This is a genomic window from Rathayibacter rubneri, from assembly GCF_023743255.1.
GTDB lineage: Bacteria > Actinomycetota > Actinomycetes > Actinomycetales > Microbacteriaceae > Rathayibacter > Rathayibacter rubneri.
On sequence record NZ_JAMRYM010000077.1, the window covers coordinates 1 to 17100 of the forward strand.

Sequence of the window (17100 nt, forward strand, 5' to 3'; positions counted from 1 at the left end):
GCCCAGCAGGGCGGAGGCACGGCCCCCGTTCCGGTCGTCCCGGTCCCGGCCCCCGCCCCCGTGGACGGCGACGACGGCGACGACGAGGACACCGACGACCCGGACGACGACGTCGACGACGACACGGACGACTGACCGGGAGGGCGTCAGCCCACCATCCGGTACCCCATGCCGCGCACCGTCTCGATCCGGTCGGCGCCGATCTTGCCCCGCAGGTAGCGCACGTAGACGTCGACCACGTTCGAGCCCGGGTCGAAGTCGTAGCCCCACACGCGGCTCAGCAGCTGCTCGCGGCTGAGCACCTGCTCGGGGTGGCGGAGGAACTCCTCGGCCAGGGCGAACTCGCGGGCGGACAGGTCGACCGTCCCGCCCTCCACCGTCGCCCGGCGCGACCGCAGATCCAGCGTCACCCCGCCGTGCACGAGCGTCCCGTCGTCCCCGCCCGCACCGGTCGCGGCGGCCTCGCGCAGCCGCAGCCGGATCCGCGCGAGCAGCTCGTCGAAGCGGAACGGCTTCGCGAGGTAGTCGTTCGCTCCGAGATCGAGCCCCTCGACGGTGTCGGTGACCGAGCTGCGGGCCGTCAGCATGATCACGGGGAGCGTCGGCCCCTCCGCCCGCAGCGCCCGCAGGACCGCGAACCCGTCCAGGCCGGGCAGGCCGACGTCCAGCAGCACCAGGTCGAACGGGGTGCCGCGCAGGTACGACAGCGCGTCGTCCCCGCGTGCGGCGCGCGTCGTGGTGTACCCCGCCGCCCGCAGGCCCTTCTCGACGAAGGCGGCGATCCGCTCCTCGTCCTCGGCGATGAGGATCGTGCTCACTCGGTGCTCCCTGTCCTGTCGGCGGTGTCGTCGTGCGGGTGCCGCTCGAGCGGCAGCGAGAGGGCGAAGCGGGTGCCGCGGCCGGGCACCGAGTCGAGCACGACCCGGCCGCCGTGCGCGCGGGCGATGGCCGACACGATCGCGAGGCCGAGACCGGAGCCGCGGATCCCGCGCCCGTCGTCGACCCGGCCGAAGCGCTCGAAGATGCGGTCGCGCGCGGCCGGCGGGATGCCGGGGCCCTCGTCGGTCACGAACAGCTCGACCCGGTCTCCGCGCCGCTCGCTGCCGAGGACGATCGTCGACCCCTCCGGGCTGTACTTCGCCGCGTTGTCCGCGAGCTGCAGCCAGGCCTGGGTCAGGCGGGCCGCGTCGGCGTCCACGCTGACCTCGGCGACGGGCCCGGAGCGCCACCGCGGCCCCGGGATCACCGAGACCTTCGCGAGCACCTGGCGGGTCAGCTCGCCGACCGCGGTGGGCTGCGGCGCGACGCGGTCCTCGCGCTCCGCCTCGGACAGCTCCGCGATGTCCTCCAGCAGGTGCCCCATCCGGTCCAGCTCGTCGAGCGCGATCGCCCGCGTCGACTCGACGTCCTCGGGATCGCGGGCGTCGACGAGCTCCAGGTGCCCGCGGACGATCGTGATCGGCGTGCCCAGCTCGTGCCGCACGTCGGCCAGGAGCCGGCGCTGCGCCTCGAACGAGCCCTCGAGCCGGCCGATCATGTCGTTCACCGTCCGCGTGAGGTCCGAGACGTCGTCGTCCCCGCCGACCGGGATCCGCTCGCCCAGATCGGTCGCGGTGATGCGCGAGGCGGTCCGCCGCAGCTCGCGGATGGGCGAGAGGAGCCGGCCGGCGACGAACCAGCCGACCAGTCCCGTCGCGGCGAGGGCGACCAGGGCGATCACCGCGTAGCTGAGCGAGACGTCGCTCAGATCCGACAGCCGCGCGTCGGTGTCGATCGCGGTGACGAAGACGCCCTCGGTGCCGGCGCCCTCCACCCGCAGCGGCACGGCCGCGTACCGCAGAGTCCCGTCGTCGGTCTCGCCCCAGCCCAGCACGGTCGCGCCGGCCGCGGTCTCCTCCGACACCCGGGCCAGGAACGCGGAGTCGTCGTCGAGCAGGAAGCTGAGGGCGTACGGCTGCGGCTCCCAGCGCGCGACACCGTCGACGAGTCCCACCGTGCTCCCGTCGAGCCGGGGCAGCACCTGCCCCAGGACGGTCCGCAGCAGGGAGTCCATGTCGGTGAAGCCGGAGCCGTCGGTCGGTGCCGCGGTGAGCGGAGCGTCGTCCGGCTCGACGACCACCGCCTCCTCGGGCGATTCGACGATGGTGCGCACGCTCTCGACCTGCTGGCGCAGCTCCTCGTCGATCGACGCCAGGATCCGGTCGCGCTGCAGGAGGAAGGATGCGCCGCCCGAGACCAGGAGCCCCAGCGCGGTCACGACGAGGATCGCGGCCAGGATCCGGACCCGCACCGATCGCAGGCGCCGCACGGGTGCGGGCGCGGGGGTCGGGGTCATGGGCGGGCTCCCGGAGGACGGGGCCGGTCGACGGCCGTCGGGCGGGAGCACGGCCGGCCCCCTGCCGCCATCATCCCAGCAGGCCGCTCGGGCCTTCCTGGAGGCGGGCCCGACGAGAGGCGCCGGTACAGAGATCGACCCCCGACGGCAGGGGCAGGGCCGCCTGCTCGGACCGGGGGTCGAGCTCTTCTTGGCGTCGAGCATCCTCCTCGACGCGCGCCCGGTCAAGACCCCGGCGGAGGAGGATCGGGGCGGCCGTCCGCGCGGATCCCGGCTCGCGCGGTCGTTAGACTGGACCGCCTGTTTTCCTGCGGCCCCCGGAGCGCGATCCGCCTCCCGGCTGCGACGGGCCTGCACGGGAAGGGCGCACGATGACGGACGGGAACACGATCCTCGAGACCGAGCTCACGCGCGAGCGGGAGTACGTGGCGGGGCTCTACGCCCGGCTGGACGAGCTGATCGCGCAGGCGCGCCGGGCGCTGGACACGGTGCGCATCCAGAGCGTCGGCGGCAACCACCAGAGCCGGTCCGAGCGCGATGCGTACGCCCGCCTCTACGAGGACCGCATCCGGACGCTCTCGGGAGCCGACGACCGCCTGGCCTTCGGCCGCCTCACCCTCGCCGATCAGGAGACCGAGCACCGCTACATCGGCCGCATCGGCCTGCGCGACGAGGAGCAGGACACTCTCCTGCTCGACTGGCGCGCCCCGCAGTCCGCCGCCTTCTACCAGGCGACCGCGGCGCGCCCCATGGGCACCCGTGCCCGCCGTCACCTGACCACCCGCGGCCGCGAGGTCGTCCGCTTCGAGGACGAAGTCTTCGACGAGGAGCTGCTGCGCGAGGGCACGGCGCTACAGGGCGAGGGCGCGCTCATGGCCGCGCTCGGCGCCGAGCGCACGGGCCGGATGCACGACATCGTCGCGACGATCCAGGGCGAGCAGGACCGCATCATCCGCTCCGACCTGCGGGGCGTGCTCGTCGTGCAGGGCGGACCCGGCACCGGCAAGACCGCCGTGGCGCTGCACCGCGCCGCCTACCTCCTCTACTCCTACCGCGACCGCATCGCCTCCTCCGGGGTGCTCGTCGTCGGTCCCTCGCGCTCGTTCCTGCGCTACATCGAGGCGGTGCTGCCCTCCCTGGGCGAGACGGGAGTCGTGCTCTCGACCCTCGGGCAGCTCTACCCGGGGCTCGACCTCGTCGACGAGGACGACCCGGCCGTCGCCCGGGTCAAGGGCTCCGCGCGCATGGCGGAGCTGCTGCGCCGCGCGGTCCGCTCGCGCCAGGTCGTCCCCGCCGAGACGCAGATCCTCGACGTCAACGGCGAGAAGCTGCGCCTCGAGCCGCACGACGTCGAGCGCGCGATCACGCGGGCGCGGGAGTCGCGCAAGCCGCACAACGAGGCGCGCGTGGGCTTCGTGAAGACGATGATCCGCGACATCACGAAGCAGCTCGCCGATCAGCTGCGCAGCCACGGCAACACGGTCGACGAGGCCGACGAGGCCGTTCTCCGCGAGGACGTCCGCACCGCGAACGACGTGCGCATCGCGCTCAACACGGCGTGGATCCCGCTCACCCCCGAGAAGCTGATCCAGGACCTCTACGCCCGGCCGAACTGGTTCGCAACGCTCACCCCGCGCTGGACCCCGGCGCAGCGCGCCCTCCTGCGCCGACCCCGCGACGCCCCCTTCACGGTCTCGGACGTGCCGCTGCTCGACGAGGCCGCCGAGCTCCTCGGCGCGTACGACGACCACGCCGACGCGCAGAAGAAGGCCGAGAAGGAGCAGCGCCGCCGCGACATCGAGAACGCCGAGCAGGCGATCCGCAACATGGGCGTCGACGGACTCGTCAACGCCAAGGACCTCGCCGCCGGATTCGCGGAGCGCACCACCCTGGGCACGACCGCCGAGCGCGCCGCCGCCGACCGCTCGTGGACCTACGGCCACGTCGTCGTCGACGAGGCGCAGGAGCTCTCGCCCATGCAGTGGCGCGTGCTCATCCGCCGCTGCCCGATGCGCTCCTTCACCATCGTCGGCGACGTCGCCCAGGCCTCGGGAGCGTCGGCCGCCTCGAGCTGGGACGACGCGCTGCGCGACGGGTTCGGACGCCAGGGCCGCGCCGGCGAGGCCCCCGTCTGGCGCATCGAGGAGCTCACGGTCAACTACCGCACGCCCGCGCAGATCGTCGCGTTCGCCGAGCGGACGGCGCGGCAGAACGGCCTCGAGATCACTCCGAGCCGCTCGGTCCGCTCGACGGAGTGGCCCGTCCGCACGATCCGCGACCGCGGCGACGCGACGCTGCCCGACCGCGTCCTGGGCGCGCTGCGCGAGGACCGGGAGATCTCGACGGAGGGGACCCTCGCCGTGATCGCGCCCGACGCCGACCTCGAGGCGATCACGGCGCGCCTCGAGGAGGAGTTCGGCCGCGCCGTCGGCCGCGGCTCGACCGGTCTGGACCGCGCGATCGCCGTGCTGTCCACCACCGAGGCGAAGGGCCTGGAGTTCGACTCCGTCGTCATCGCCCGCCCGCGCCTGATCGCCGAGGCAGGCGAGCGCGGAGCCGCCGCCCTCTACGTCGCGATGACCCGCCCCACGCAGCGCCTCACCCTCGTCGAGTGACCCCTCGATCCGCCTGGTGATCGAGCAGCCCGCGGAGTGGGCGTGCCCTGCTGATCGAGCAGCCCGCGCAGCGGGCGTGTCGAGATCCACCCGACCACCCGCGCACCGCGCACCCGGCCGTCCCGTCCTAGGATTGACGACCATGAGCAGCGAGAACCTGACCAAGCCCGAGGTCGACGCCCCCGAGGGCCCGGCCCCCGACTCCCTCGTCGTCGAGGACATCGTCGTCGGCGACGGCGCCGAGGCGCAGCCCGGCTCGACCGTCGAGGTGCACTACCTCGGCGTCGAGTACGACACCGGCGAGGAGTTCGACTCCTCCTGGAGCCGCGACCAGTCGATCAACTTCCCCCTGAACAACCTGATCCGCGCCTGGCAGCAGGGCATCCCCGGCATGAAGGTCGGCGGACGCCGCAAGCTCGTCTGCCCGCCGGCCCTGGCCTACGGCCCCGCGGGCGGCGGGCACCCGCTGTCCGGCAAGACCCTGATCTTCGTGATCGACCTGCTCGGCACGAAGTAGTCCCTCCCGCTGCGCCCTCCGGGCGCACGCACGACGAAGGCGCAGCCCCCTCGGGTGCTGCGCCTTCGTCGCGTCCGGCGGTCCGCGCCCAGCGGATCGATCCGCTGCCGATCGACACCCAGCGGATCAGCGCGGCTGCGCCTTCCTCACGCGGTCGACCAGCTCGCGCCAGGCACCGTCGAGCTCGGTCTCGCCGAGGCGCACGTGGTGCGTCTGCACCTGGATCTCGTACACGAAGCGGTCGGGCCGTCCGGCAGCGCGCTCGAGCGACGCGGCACGTGCCGGTGACGAGCGCGGAGCGTCGTCCTCGTCCCACGGGAGCGAGCCGAGCAACTCGCGCCAGGCGCGCTCGTCCGGCTGCTCCTCCACGTCGACCCGCCACACGCGCCGGAGTCCGGCGAATCCTCCGCTGCGCGACACGATGACGTCCATGCGCGCGATGCTACTCGCCCGGTCTCCGAGCGGCGCGGGCGGGAGCGGACCCGGCGCGGGACCCCTTCGGGGCCCGCTCAGGCGGGCGGCAGCTCGACCTTGACGGTGCTCCACCCCGTGCGCACCGCCTCCTCGACGTCGGACCCCGCTCCGTAGCGCTCCGCCGCCGCGGCGACGGTGAGGCCCGCGAAGGCCGTGAAGTCAGCGGTGGCGGTGAGCACTCCTCCGGTGAGGACGTCGTACCAGACCTGCCCGGCCCGCTCCCACGCCTTCCCGCCGAGCGTGGTCGCGGTCACCGCGAAGGCGCGGTTGGGGATGCCGGAGTTGATGTGGACGCCGCCGTTGTCGTCCTCGGTGTCGACGTAGTCGTCCATCGAACCCGGCTGCGGGTCCTTCCCGAGCACGTCGTCGTCGTAGGCGGTGCCCGGGGCGATCATCGAGCGCAGCGCCGTGCCCTGCACCTCGTCGGTGAAGAGGCCCTCGCCGATCAGCCAGCTCGCCTCGTCGGCGCCCTGCCCGGCGCCGAACTGCTCGAGCAGCGCGCCGAAGACGTCCGAGATCGACTCGTTGAGGGCCCCCGACTGCCCGCGGTAGACCAGGTTCGCGGTGTACTCGGTCATCCCGTGCGCCAGTTCGTGCCCGATGACGCTCGGCGAGATCGTGAAGCGGCGGAACACCTGCCCGTCGCCGTCGCCGAAGACCATGCGGGAGCCGTCCCAGAAGGCGTTGTCGTAGTCGTCGCCGAAGTGCACGGTCGCGTCCAGCGGCAGCCACGCGTCGTCGATGGAGTCGCGGCCGTACGCCTCCTGCAGGAACGCGGACATCGCGCCGAGCCCGTCGTAGGCCTCGTCGACCGCGACGTCGCCGGTGACCGGCTGCCCCTCCGTGCGCACGGTGACGCCGGGCAGCGTCTCGGTGGTCTGCGCGTCCGAGATCGTGCGCTGCAGGGCGGCGACGCGGTTCCGGGGCGAGGGAGTGGCGGTGGCGGTGGGAGCGCCGCGATCGGGCGACGGCTCACCCGGCCGGACCCGCCGGAACGGCAGGTCCTGCTCGAGGGAGCGGCTCGCGGCCCGCGCCGCCCGCGCGAAGGCGGGATCGTCGAGGTGGGCGATGCGGACGAGGAGGTACGGCGGCACGACGGTTCGTCTCATGCGCCGATCCTCGCACCCACCGCCGACACCGGCCCGGGCTCGCCCGCGCGTCCGCGATGCGGTAGCGGCGATCCGCGCCGCCCCCGCGATAGCCTGGCGATCGACGAGCGGTTTCCACCGATCCGGGGCCCGGCCCCGAGGACGACGAGGGCGGACATGGGCATCATCACGCGGGGCTTCTTCGGCAAGCGCACCGAGAATCCGGACATCCCGCCGGGGCAGTACCTCGAGACCGGCTTCCCCGTCCTCTCGATCGGGCCGACCCCGAACATCCACGAGTGGAGCTTCTCGGTCGACGCCGGGCCCGCGGGCGTGCGCAGCTGGTCGTGGGACGAGTTCCAGGCCCTGCCGCAGGAGGACGTCCACACCGACATCCACTGCGTGACGCGCTGGTCCAAGCTCGGCACCACCTGGCGGGGCGTCTCGGTCGACACCCTCCTCGACGGCATCGAGAGCGACGCCGGCTACGTCATGGCGCAGAGCTTCGGCGGCTACACCACCAACCTCCCCCTCGCCGAGATCCGCGGCGGGAAGGCCTGGGTGGCGACGAGCTTCGAGGGTGCGCCGCTGGCCGCCGAGCACGGCGGCCCCGCGCGCCTGCTCGTCCCGCACCTCTACTTCTGGAAGAGCGCGAAGTGGGTCAGGAGCCTGCGCCTGATGCCCGGCGACGAGCCCGGCTTCTGGGAGCAGAACGGCTACCACATGCACGGCGACCCGTGGAAAGAGGAGCGCTACCGGTGATCTGGCAGGAGTCGGTGACCGAGGCCGTCGCGCCCCTCACTCCGACCGCTCGCCTGATCACCCTGCGCGTCCCGGGCTGGCCGGGACACCTCGCCGGGCAGCACCTCGACGTGCGCCTCACCGCGCCCGACGGCTACCAGGCGAGCAGGTCCTACTCGATCGGAGCCCCCGCCGACGGCGAGCACGTCGAGCTGGCCGTCGAGCGGCTCGAGGACGGCGAGGTCTCGCCCTACCTGGTCGAGGGCCTCGAGGCGGGCGACAGCCTCGAGGTGCGCGGTCCGATCGGCGGCTGGTTCGTCTGGCGGCCCGAGCAGACCGAGCCGGTGCAGCTGATCGCCGGCGGCAGCGGACTCGTGCCGCTGATGGCGATGGCGCGGGAGCACGGCCGCACGGGCAGCTCCGCGCCGATGCGCCTGCTCTACTCCGTCCGCTCGCCCGTCTCCGCCTACTACCAGCGCGATCTGCAGGCGCTGGCCGAGCTCCCCGCCGAGCGGGGCGGAGTCGCGATCGACACGGTCTACACGCGGGTCGCCCCACCCGGTGCGGTGCGGCCGGCCGGCCGGCTCACTCCGGAGCTCCTCGCCGAGGCGGCGCTGCCGGCGTCGGCCCGGCCGACCGTGTACGTCTGCGGACCGACCGCCTTCGTCGAGTCGGTCGCCACCGCGCTCGTCGCCCAGGGCCACGCCCCCGAGCGGGTCCGCACGGAGCGCTTCGGCGGCCCCTGACCCTCGGCGCGACCCCGCGGGACGCCGCTCCGGGTACGCGATCCGCCGTGCGGAGCGTGCCGGAGAGGCGTCTCGCGGAGGAGCGCCCGCAGCGGGCCTACTCGAACGAGACGGTGCGGTTCTCGCCCACGTCCGGCTGGCCGCCCTTCACCGCGGCGGCGAGCACCTTCAGCAGCACCACGGGCCCGGGCTCGTCCGAGGCCCACAGCTCGACCGTCTCGGCCTCGACGCGCAGGAGTGCGACGGTGGGGTCGTCCTTGCCCTCGGGGAACCAGCCCGCGACCTGCGGGCTCCAGAGCTCCTCGACCTTCGCCGCATCGTGCACGACGGTCGCCGACCCGGCCACCGAGAGGTACCCCTTCTTCGATTCGAAGGCCACATTCACGCTCGGGTTCGCGCGGATGTCGTCGACCTTCGGCGAGGGGTCCTGGGTGAAGAACCAGAGGACGCCGTCGAAGTCGGTGTCCTGGGCGGCGAGCGGTCGGCTGACGAGCTGCCCGGTCGCGTTCACGGTGGTGAGCAGCCCGATCTTCGCGCTCTTCACGAGCTCGGCGATCTGGGCGACGTCGTCGGAGTCGGCGGGGGTGATGTCGGTGTCGGTCATGGGGGCGACGCTACGCGGCTGCCCGGGAGCCGCAAGGGGTGGCGAGCGCCGGGCGGGCGTGCCTACCGTTCAGGCATGGACACCACCACGTACACAGCCATCCTCGACAGCGGAGCCGAGCAGGAGAGCATCCGCCTCGAGCTCGTCGACGGAGCCCCCCAGCGCTCCCTCACCCGCGTCGCCGACATCGACGGCGAGGAGGTCGAGGTCGTCTGGGAGCTCGAGGACGACGACGAGGGCTTCCACGTCTACCGTCCGACCCGGGTCGAGGGACGCGACGACGACAGCGGGGCCGTCTCGGACGAGAACCTCACCGACGGCCGCGGCACCAGCGACTTCGCGGGGGAGTGACCCCCGTCCGCCGCGCTCCTGCTCCGGGGCGCGGCGGACGCGTCAGGCCGTCGGGTTCAGCGCGTCGTAGTCGCGGAACGCCGCCCGCGTCCGCAGTACGGCGCCCAGGATCGCGATGATCGCGAGCCCTCCGGCCAGCGGCGGCAGCCACAGCAGCGCCAGCGAGGCGAGGAGGCCCGTGTAGAGGTCGCCCACCCGCGGTCCGCCCGTGACGACCACGATGAACACGCCCTGCAGCCGCCCGCGCATGTTGTCGGGCACCGCGGTCTGCAGCATGGTCTGCCGGAAGATCGAGCTGATGTTGTCGGCCGCTCCGGCCCCCGCCAGGGCGAGCGAGGCGAGGCCGATGAAGGCGAGGTGCGGCGCCGAGGAGTCGTGCCGCACGAGTGCGGCCGTCAGGAGCACCGCTCCGAACGCCGCGACGAACGCGCCGTAGACCTGGATCGAGCGGCCGATCGCGAGGCCCTGGCGCCGGACGCCGGTGAGCCGGCCCGAGAAGACTCCGCTCACGAGCGCTCCGACGGCGAAGGCGGCGGTGAGGACCCCGACGGTGACCGCGCCTCCGCCCAGCAGGAGCGCCGCCGCGGCGGGGAAGACGACGCGCGGCTGCCCGAAGGTCATCGCCACGATGTCGACCAGGAACGACATCCGGATGTTCGGCGCCCCGCGCAGGAACCGCAGCCCGAACCGCAGGGACTCGAGTCCCGGCCGCTGCCGCTCGCCCTCGGGGACGAGCGCCGGCAGTCCCACGATGCCCAGGAACGCCGCGAGGAACAGGACCACGTCGATCGTGTAGGTGAGCGGGAAGCCGACCCCCGCCACGAGGACGCCCGCCAGCGCCGGGCCGACGGTCACTTCCACACCGCTCGCGATCCCGCCCAGCGCGGCGGCCGCGGGCACCAGCTCCGGGCGGAGCAGCCGCGGCGCGAGCGTCATGCGCGTCGCGACGATCACCGTCGTCGCCACGGCGTTCAGCGCGGTCAGGAGGTACAGGGTCAGCGGGGTCTCGGCACCCAGCCAGGCGAGCGCGGCGATCCCGGCCGTCGAACCCCAGGCGACCAGGGCCGACAGGAGCAGCACGAGGCGGCGGTCGAACGCGTCGGCGAGCATGCCGCCGTAGAGTCCCGCGACGACCGTCGGCACCAGTGCCACGACGCCGACCATCGCGACGGCGAGGGTCGACCCCGTGAGCTCGTAGATGTGGAGGCCGACGGCGACGATCGTCATCTGCCCGCCGATGCCCGAGATCACGTTGCCGGCCCACAGTCGGGCGAAGGCGGGGGACTCCCGCAGGGGCGAGACGTCGAGGACGTGGCTGCGCCGGGGCGCGCGGGGGAGCTGGCTCACCTGCTCCATTGTGCTCGTGCGCGCGCCGGCGCCCGGAGAGGACGCGCGCGGCGGACCCTCTAGGGTGGTGGGCATGAGCACGTCATCCGACGGCGCGCCCCGACGTCCGGCCGCCCCCGCGTCGCGAGCGGCCGGAGCAGACTCCCCGCGCCGCTCGGCCCGCACCGCCGCACCGTCCCGCACGGCGGCGCCGACGCGCGCCGCGTCCCGTCCGCGGACCCGCAGCGCCGCCTCCCCGGTGTCCGGCGGTCGCGTCGCCGCACTGTGGCGCCGCTACGGAGCCGCCCTGTCGGGCATGGCGATCGCCCTCGTCACCGTGCCGATCTCGTTCTTCGTCTGGTACTCCCTGATCTCCCTGGGGGCCTACCCCGGCGATCGAGCGGTCAGCGATCTCGTCGTCGGCGTCCTCTACACCGCGCTGATCCACGCGCTCCTGCTCGTGGGGATCCTGCTCGGAGTGTCCTCGATCCGCGCCCGCCGCCGCGAGAAGCGCCCGCCGATCGCCGGGTGGATCGCGGTAGTGCTGAACCTGCTCGTCCTCGTCTACTGGGAGCTGCTCGTCTCGCCGTGGCTCGTCGTCCTCTGGAACCGGGCCGTCGGAGCCTGAGCCCCCGCCCCGCGACGGGCTCCGCTCTGGTAGGCTCGTCCGGTTGCCGTTCGACGGCCGCGGATCAAGAGAGCCCACGCATCAGGCGCCGGGCACCGCGCAACGAGAGAGAGGGGATCCACCTATGGCACTCGAAGCAGATGTCAAGAAGGCGATCATCGAAGAGTACGCGACCCACCCCGGTGACACCGGATCCCCCGAGGTCCAGGTGGCCGTCCTGACCCGCCGGATCAAGGACCTCACCGAGCACCTCAAGGAGCACAAGCACGACCACCACTCGCGTCGTGGCCTGCTGCTGCTCGTGGGTCAGCGTCGCCGACTCCTCGGCTACCTGTCGGACGTGGACATCAACCGCTACCGCGCGCTGATCGAGCGTCTCGGCCTCCGCCGCTAGTTCCTCCGGGAGCGAGCGCGGGGTCTCGATGACACCGCGAACTTCTTGCCGAACGGGCCGTCCTCCTCGCGGAGGGCGGCCCGTTCCGCGTTCCCGGGGAGTCTCGTCAGGTCCGGACCGGGCGCTCGACCCCTCCCCAGCTCCACCCGCCCGCCGCCTCGAACCAGTCCTCGGCGGTTCGGGAGCGCTGAGCGCTCGCCTCCCGCCCCGCGGAGGATCCGGCCAGCTCGACGAGCGGCGGCAGTCGCCAGCCGTCCGCGGCGGCACGCGAGGACGCCGCCCGCCACGCGTGCGCGCAGCCGGCGGTCGACGCCGCATGATCGAGCGACTCCTGCTCGATGAGCGACCAGCCCTCGTCCGTCCCGCTGAGAGCGAGGGCGCAGGTGAGAGCGGCCGAGCGGACGAGGGAGCGCGGTGCCCTCGGCGGCAGAGTCGCCTCGGCGGCGTCCTGGGCCTCGACGATCGCCGTCAGGGCGAGGTGGAGCCGCGTCGCCTCGCGGTCGGGGCGCGGCCGGAGCGTGCCGGGCCCGGGCGACACCGAGACGGACGCTCCCGGCGCGACGAGCAGGCCCCGTCCCGAGCGGGCGGCGTAGGAGCTCAGCAGCCCGCTCACCCCTCCCGCCCGGCTGACGACACCGCGGACGGAGGCGTCCCCGAGGACCCAGACGACGGGCGTGCGGTTGTGGATCGTCAGGATCCGGTGGTCCCGGTCGGAGCAGGCGAGCAGTCGCCCCGGGTCGGGATCGCCGAGACCGGGGGAGGGGGCGAGCAGCTCCCGCGCGTCCGCGCACGCCGCGGGCGCCGCGCCCGCCGAGGAGGGCAGAGCGGCGAGAGGAGTGAGGGAGCCCAGTGCCAGGACCAGCACGGCCGAGGCGGCGACGGCCGCAGCGGCGACGCCGAGGAGCCGGGAGCGTCCGAGCCGCACGGCACCCCTCCGCGTGACCGTCGCGGTCGCGGGCGTGCTGCGTCGCACCATCCGGGACTCCCTCTCGTCGGGATCGTAACTCCGGAATGCGCCGCCGACCAGGGCGGATCGGGAACAGGAGCGGGACGGATCGGAATCCGTCGGAGAAATTCCGGAGCAGGTGCATCCGTCGACGGCGTTCGTCCGGAAGTAGTCCGTGAAGGCCCTTCTCGAGCACCCACCGACCCCTCACCGGGTCCCATCGTGAAAGAGGAACACCGTGAACACCACCCGCTTCTCCCGTCGTCTCCTGACCAGCGCCTGCGTCGGCACTCTGGCCGTCGTCGGGCTCGCCGCCGCACCGGCGAACGCCGCGGACGCCGACTCGGCCGACCTGTACGTCCTCCACGCGGTCCCCGACACCCCGGTCGACGTGTACGTCAACGGAGCACTGACGCTCGACGACTTCACCCCCGGCACTCTCGCCGGGCCGCTGGACCTGCCGACCGGCACCTACACCGTGGCGATCACGGCCGCCGACGCCGCCGACGCGAGCGCCCCTGTCATCGGCCCGGTCGACCTCGCCCTCGAGGCGGGCAAGAGCTACACCGTCGCCGCGCACCTGAAGACCGACAACACCCCCACCGCGACGCTCTTCCCGAACGACATCTCGGCGACCGCCGCGGGCGAGGGCCGGCTCACCGTCCGCCACATCGCCGCCGCTCCGGCCGTCGACATCCTGGCCGGCGGCTCGCCCGTCCTGACCAACGTCACGAACCCGAACGAGGGCATCCTGAACCTCGCCCCGGCGACGATCTCGACCGTCGTCGCGGCGACCGGCACGACCGCCCCGGTCATCGGCCCGGCCGACGTCCAGGTCCAGGAGGGTGTGAACACGATCGTGTACGCCTGGGGCAGCCTCGACAAGGGCAACCTCGCTCTCGCGACGCAGACCATCGACGGCCTGCACTCGACCCCGTCCGGCGTCCCCGCCGGTGAGGCCGGACTCGCCGCCGACAACCGCACCGACGCCGCCGCGGGATGGTGGGGCGCTGCCGCCCTCGCCGCTCTCGGTCTCGCCGGAGCGACCCTGTTCGGCCGTCGCAAGGCCGCCGCGGGACGCTGACCCGCGGTACCAACCACCGGTCCGGACGCGCTGGAGCGCGTCCGGACCGGTCCGCCCGATCTCGACACTGGAGGACGTCATGAGCCGGAGCCCCTTCCCTCTGCGCGTCCTCGTCGCGATCGGGTCGATCGCGGTCGGCGCGGGCCTCGCCGGATGCTCGGCACAGGCGGCCGGGGTCGTGCCCGCCCCTGACGCGAGCGTCTCGTCGGAACAGCCCTCGTCCGCGCCGACCGCGATCCCCTCCCCGCCGCCTCCCGCGGTGCCCGCCGTGCCCCTCGCGGACGCGAGCCTGGGCGCCACCCCCGCTCCCACGGTCGTCGCGCCGACCCGGCTCGTCGTCGACGGGCTGCCGGTCGACATGCCCCTCGAGCCCGTCGGAGTCGCCGACGACGGCACCATGGAGCTCGTCCCCGACACCGACGTCGCCGGCTGGTACCGCTTCGGCGCCGGTCTCGACGAGGCCGACGGCACGATCGTCGTCGCCGCGCACGTCGACTCGCTCACCTACGGGCTCGGCCCGTTCGCCGAGCTCAAGAAGGCGCAACCCGGCCAGACCGTCCGCCTCACGGGCGAGGACGGTGCCGAGCGCTCCTTCACCGTCTCGACGGTCGAGACCACCGAGAAGAGCTCGGTCGACCTCTCCGCCGTCTTCACGCGAGACGGCGCGCCGCGCCTGGTGCTCATCACCTGCGGCGGCGACTTCGACTACGACACGCGCCACTATCTCAGCAACGTCGTCGTCACGGCGGTGCCGTCACCGTGACTCGGCGCCCGCGACCGCCCCGCGTACGATGAGCGCAGCGACCGCCGCAGCGCAGCCCGCCGCTCGGGCACCGCGCCGTCCCCATCTCAGGAGTATCGAACTGTCCGACGCCCTTCCCAGCGAGCCCCTCGACGGGGCCGAGGACGAGCGCGCCGTCGTGCACCGCCTCGGCCTCCGCTTCTCGGCGGGCGACGAGTCGGCCCTGTCCGAGGCGTATGCGCGCTGGTCGCCCCTGCTGTTCACCCTGGCCCTGCGCTCGCTGGGCGACCGCGGCGACGCCGAGGACGTCGTGCAGCGCGTCTTCGTCTCGGCCTGGACCGGTCGGCAGAACTTCGATCCCGGCCGAGCGGCCCTCGGCGCCTGGCTGGTCGGCATCTCGCGCAACCGCATCGCCGACGCCCACGAGAACCGCTCGAGAGAGCGCCGTCTCACCCAGGCCCTCGTCGCGGTCGCCCCGATCGAGGAGGGAGCGACCCCGGTCGATCTGGAGGCCAAGGTCCTGGTCGCGGACGAGCTCGCGCGGCTGGACCCCGTTCCGCGCCGGGTGATGAGCCTCGCCTTCTACGACGACCTGACCCATACCGAGATCGCGGAGCGCACCGGGCTCCCGCTCGGCACCGTCAAGAGCCACATCCGCCGCAGCCTCGACAGACTCCGCACCCGATTGGAGGTGAGCACCCCGTGACCCACCTGGATCCCGACGAGATCGCCCTGCTCGCCCAGGGCGAGGAGTCGACCGACGGCGCCGACGCGCACCTCGCCGAATGCCCGGGGTGCGCCCGGCAGCTCGTGGAGCTCGGGCACGTCGCCGAGCTGGGCCGCGACACCCGCGCGCTCGAGCTCGAATCGCCGTCCGGCGCGGTCTGGACCCGCATCCGCGACGAGCTCGGTCTCGAGGCGTCCGTGCCGCTCCCCGTCGCCCTGGCGGAATCCGCGACCGGGGGCTCGGACGCGTCCGGCTCCTCCGCGGCCCGGTCCTCCGCCTCCGACTCGCCCGCCACCGGCTCGACCGCGCGGCACCGGCCCGAGCGCCGGCGCCGGCGTCGCACGAGCCGTCTCGTCCTCACGGCCGTCGCCGCCTTCTCGGCCCTCGTGGTCGGCGTCGCGGGCGGTGCGTGGTGGCAGGCGTCGCGGAGCGGCGCCGACGCCGTGGTGCTGGCGAGCGCCGAGCTCGAGGCCTTCCCCGACTGGCAGGGGGCGACGGGCACGGCCGAGCTCGAGGACGTCGACGGCGGTCGCGAGCTCGTCGTGCATCTCGACGCCGGCGGCGCCGACGGCGGCTACCGCGAGGTCTGGCTCCTCGCGGCGGACGCGTCGGCGCTCGTGCCTCTGGGCGCGCTCGACGGCACCGAGGGGCGCTTCGCCGTCCCGGCCGATCTCGACCTCGCGCAGTACCCGCTCGTGGACGTCTCCGAGGAGCCTCTCGACGGCGATCCGGCGCACTCGGGCGACTCGATCGTCCGCGGCCCGCTGCTCGAGGGCTAGGCGTCCCGGCGCTCCCGGAGGAGCGCCGTCAGCGCCTGGACCGCTGCCGACGGCTGCGCCGACGTGCAGACCGAGAGCTCCCACTCGAGCCCCGGCCAGTCGAGGTCGATCGCGGTGACACCCGCGAGCGGAGCGACTCCGGCGCGCGGCACGACCGCGATTCCCAGACCCGCCTGCACGAAGCGGGGGATCCCGGGCAGGTCGGCCACCTCGGTCGCGACCCGCCGGGGCACTCCCTCGGCCAGGAAGGCCCGGTCCACGCTCACCCGGTTGCCGAAGCCGCCCGGAGTGTCCACGAAGGTCTCGCCCGACAGGTCCGCCGGCGCGGGCGCCGTCGCTCCGGCGAGCGGGTGCCCGTCGGCGACCAGCAGCACGTAGCCGCTGCGCACGAGCGGAGTCGCCGCGAGATCCGCGAGCTCTCCGGTCGGCAGAGCGAGCAGGGCAGCGTCGAGTCGAGCGCGGCGCAGGTCCTCGGCGAGACCGGTGGAGCCGGTGGCCGAGGTCCTCAGCAGCAGATCGACGAGCGGATGCCGTCGCCGGTACGCCCCGAGCGCCCCGGGCAGGTCGACGAGGTCCATGCCCGAGAAGGTCCCCACGCGGACGCGGCCGCGCAGACCCGCCGCGTCCTCGGCCGCGAGCGAGCGCATCCGGTCGAGGCCGTCGATCGCCCTCCGCGCCTCGGGGAGCAGCGCCTCGCCGACGGCGGTGAGCGCGACCCGGCGCGTCGAGCGCTCGAACAGCGCCGAGCCGAGCTCCTGCTCGAGCGCGCGGATGCTGGCCGAGAGCGTCGACTGCACCACGAACAGCCGTGCGGCGGCCCGGGTGAAGTGGAGCTCCTCGGCGACCGCGACGAAGGCGGCCAGCTGTCGATCGTCCATCCGGACATTATGCGTGCAGACCGATCAATGGGACCGAGATCCTCCGTTGGACACGCACAGTGCGCGGGAGGACTCTGATCACGTGACCGCATCGGACCTCGCCACCCGCCCCACCGCCCCCGCGT

Annotated in this window: 19 protein-coding genes; 11 read left to right on the top strand and 8 right to left on the bottom strand. The window is 73.9% G+C overall.

The window, feature by feature from the left end:
• Positions 1-146 precede the first annotated feature (146 nt).
• Both NB037_RS14730 and NB037_RS14735 read right to left on the bottom strand, forming a co-directional pair.
• Complete coding sequence (locus NB037_RS14730) at positions 147-818, bottom strand: response regulator transcription factor (protein ID WP_251946930.1); 672 nt, start codon at positions 816-818, stop codon at positions 147-149.
• Entirely contained in the window at positions 815-2335 is a 1521-nt protein-coding gene (locus tag NB037_RS14735; RefSeq protein WP_251946932.1) for a sensor histidine kinase, read from the bottom strand. Before NB037_RS14735 ends, NB037_RS14730 begins: the two co-directional genes overlap by 4 nt.
• Positions 2336-2706: 371 nt before the next feature.
• Between NB037_RS14735 and NB037_RS14740 the strand changes: the two genes are divergently transcribed.
• Positions 2707-4950, top strand: coding sequence for a HelD family protein (locus tag NB037_RS14740; RefSeq protein WP_251946934.1), 2244 nt, complete (start codon positions 2707-2709; stop codon positions 4948-4950).
• A gap of 142 nt (positions 4951-5092) precedes the next feature.
• Positions 5093-5467 carry an FKBP-type peptidyl-prolyl cis-trans isomerase gene (locus NB037_RS14745; protein ID WP_278250109.1) on the top strand — a complete coding sequence of 125 codons (375 nt, stop codon included), beginning with the start codon at positions 5093-5095 and terminating at the stop codon, positions 5465-5467.
• A gap of 126 nt (positions 5468-5593) precedes the next feature.
• On the opposite strand, the gene NB037_RS14750 is transcribed toward NB037_RS14745, so the two are convergent.
• Together NB037_RS14750 and NB037_RS14755 are read right to left on the bottom strand one after the other, a co-directional pair.
• Positions 5594-5899 carry a protealysin inhibitor emfourin gene (locus tag NB037_RS14750; RefSeq protein ID WP_251946936.1) on the bottom strand — a complete coding sequence of 102 codons (306 nt, stop codon included), beginning with the start codon at positions 5897-5899 and terminating at the stop codon, positions 5594-5596.
• A gap of 77 nt (positions 5900-5976) precedes the next feature.
• Positions 5977-7050 carry a M4 family metallopeptidase gene (locus tag NB037_RS14755; RefSeq protein ID WP_251946938.1) on the bottom strand — a complete coding sequence of 358 codons (1074 nt, stop codon included), beginning with the start codon at positions 7048-7050 and terminating at the stop codon, positions 5977-5979.
• A gap of 156 nt (positions 7051-7206) precedes the next feature.
• On the opposite strand from NB037_RS14755, the gene NB037_RS14760 reads away from it, so the two are divergent.
• Complete coding sequence (locus tag NB037_RS14760) at positions 7207-7791, top strand: sulfite oxidase-like oxidoreductase (protein ID WP_251946940.1); 585 nt, start codon at positions 7207-7209, stop codon at positions 7789-7791.
• Entirely contained in the window at positions 7788-8516 is a 729-nt protein-coding gene (locus NB037_RS14765; protein ID WP_251946942.1) for a ferredoxin reductase, read from the top strand. Before NB037_RS14760 ends, NB037_RS14765 begins: the two co-directional genes overlap by 4 nt.
• Positions 8517-8613: 97 nt before the next feature.
• Here the strand turns inward: NB037_RS14765 and NB037_RS14770 are convergent, their stop codons facing one another.
• Positions 8614-9120, bottom strand: coding sequence for a pyridoxamine 5'-phosphate oxidase family protein (locus tag NB037_RS14770; protein WP_251946944.1), 507 nt, complete (start codon positions 9118-9120; stop codon positions 8614-8616).
• Between the two features lie 75 nt (positions 9121-9195).
• Between NB037_RS14770 and NB037_RS14775 the strand changes: the two genes are divergently transcribed.
• Positions 9196-9471, top strand: coding sequence for a hypothetical protein (locus NB037_RS14775; protein ID WP_207407684.1), 276 nt, complete (start codon positions 9196-9198; stop codon positions 9469-9471).
• Between the two features lie 42 nt (positions 9472-9513).
• On the opposite strand, the gene NB037_RS14780 is transcribed toward NB037_RS14775, so the two are convergent.
• Positions 9514-10827, bottom strand: a complete 1314-nt coding sequence (locus NB037_RS14780; RefSeq protein ID WP_372490764.1) for an MFS transporter — start codon at positions 10825-10827, stop codon at positions 9514-9516.
• A 64-nt stretch (positions 10828-10891) separates the two neighbouring features.
• Here NB037_RS14780 and NB037_RS14785 point away from each other — a divergent pair, with 64 nt between their 5' ends.
• Both NB037_RS14785 and rpsO read left to right on the top strand, forming a co-directional pair.
• Positions 10892-11425 (top strand): hypothetical protein, encoded by a 534-nt coding sequence (locus NB037_RS14785; protein WP_251946947.1) that lies wholly within the window; start codon positions 10892-10894, stop codon positions 11423-11425.
• A gap of 124 nt (positions 11426-11549) precedes the next feature.
• Entirely contained in the window at positions 11550-11819 is a 270-nt protein-coding gene (rpsO, locus tag NB037_RS14790; RefSeq protein WP_055793401.1) for a 30S ribosomal protein S15, read from the top strand.
• Positions 11820-11925: 106 nt separating this feature from the next.
• Here the strand turns inward: rpsO and NB037_RS14795 are convergent, their stop codons facing one another.
• Positions 11926-12795, bottom strand: a complete 870-nt coding sequence (locus NB037_RS14795; RefSeq protein ID WP_251946949.1) for a hypothetical protein — start codon at positions 12793-12795, stop codon at positions 11926-11928.
• A gap of 208 nt (positions 12796-13003) precedes the next feature.
• Between NB037_RS14795 and NB037_RS14800 the strand changes: the two genes are divergently transcribed.
• The 4 genes from NB037_RS14800 to NB037_RS14815 all read left to right on the top strand — a co-directional run bounded on the left by NB037_RS14800 (position 13004) and on the right by NB037_RS14815 (position 16097).
• Positions 13004-13849, top strand: a complete 846-nt coding sequence (locus tag NB037_RS14800; RefSeq protein WP_251946951.1) for a DUF4397 domain-containing protein — start codon at positions 13004-13006, stop codon at positions 13847-13849.
• Positions 13850-13928: 79 nt separating this feature from the next.
• On the top strand, positions 13929-14612 hold the full coding sequence (locus NB037_RS14805; RefSeq protein ID WP_251946952.1) for a class F sortase: 684 nt from the start codon (positions 13929-13931) through the stop codon (positions 14610-14612).
• A gap of 28 nt (positions 14613-14640) precedes the next feature.
• Positions 14641-15297 carry an RNA polymerase sigma factor gene (locus tag NB037_RS14810; protein WP_251946954.1) on the top strand — a complete coding sequence of 219 codons (657 nt, stop codon included), beginning with the start codon at positions 14641-14643 and terminating at the stop codon, positions 15295-15297.
• Entirely contained in the window at positions 15294-16097 is an 804-nt protein-coding gene (locus NB037_RS14815) for an anti-sigma factor (protein ID WP_251946956.1), read from the top strand. Before NB037_RS14810 ends, NB037_RS14815 begins: the two co-directional genes overlap by 4 nt.
• Here NB037_RS14815 and NB037_RS14820 read toward each other — a convergent pair.
• Complete coding sequence (locus tag NB037_RS14820) at positions 16094-16975, bottom strand: LysR family transcriptional regulator (RefSeq protein ID WP_279308959.1); 882 nt, start codon at positions 16973-16975, stop codon at positions 16094-16096. The two genes, NB037_RS14815 and NB037_RS14820, sit on opposite strands and share 4 nt — an antisense overlap.
• Positions 16976-17100 lie beyond the last annotated feature (125 nt).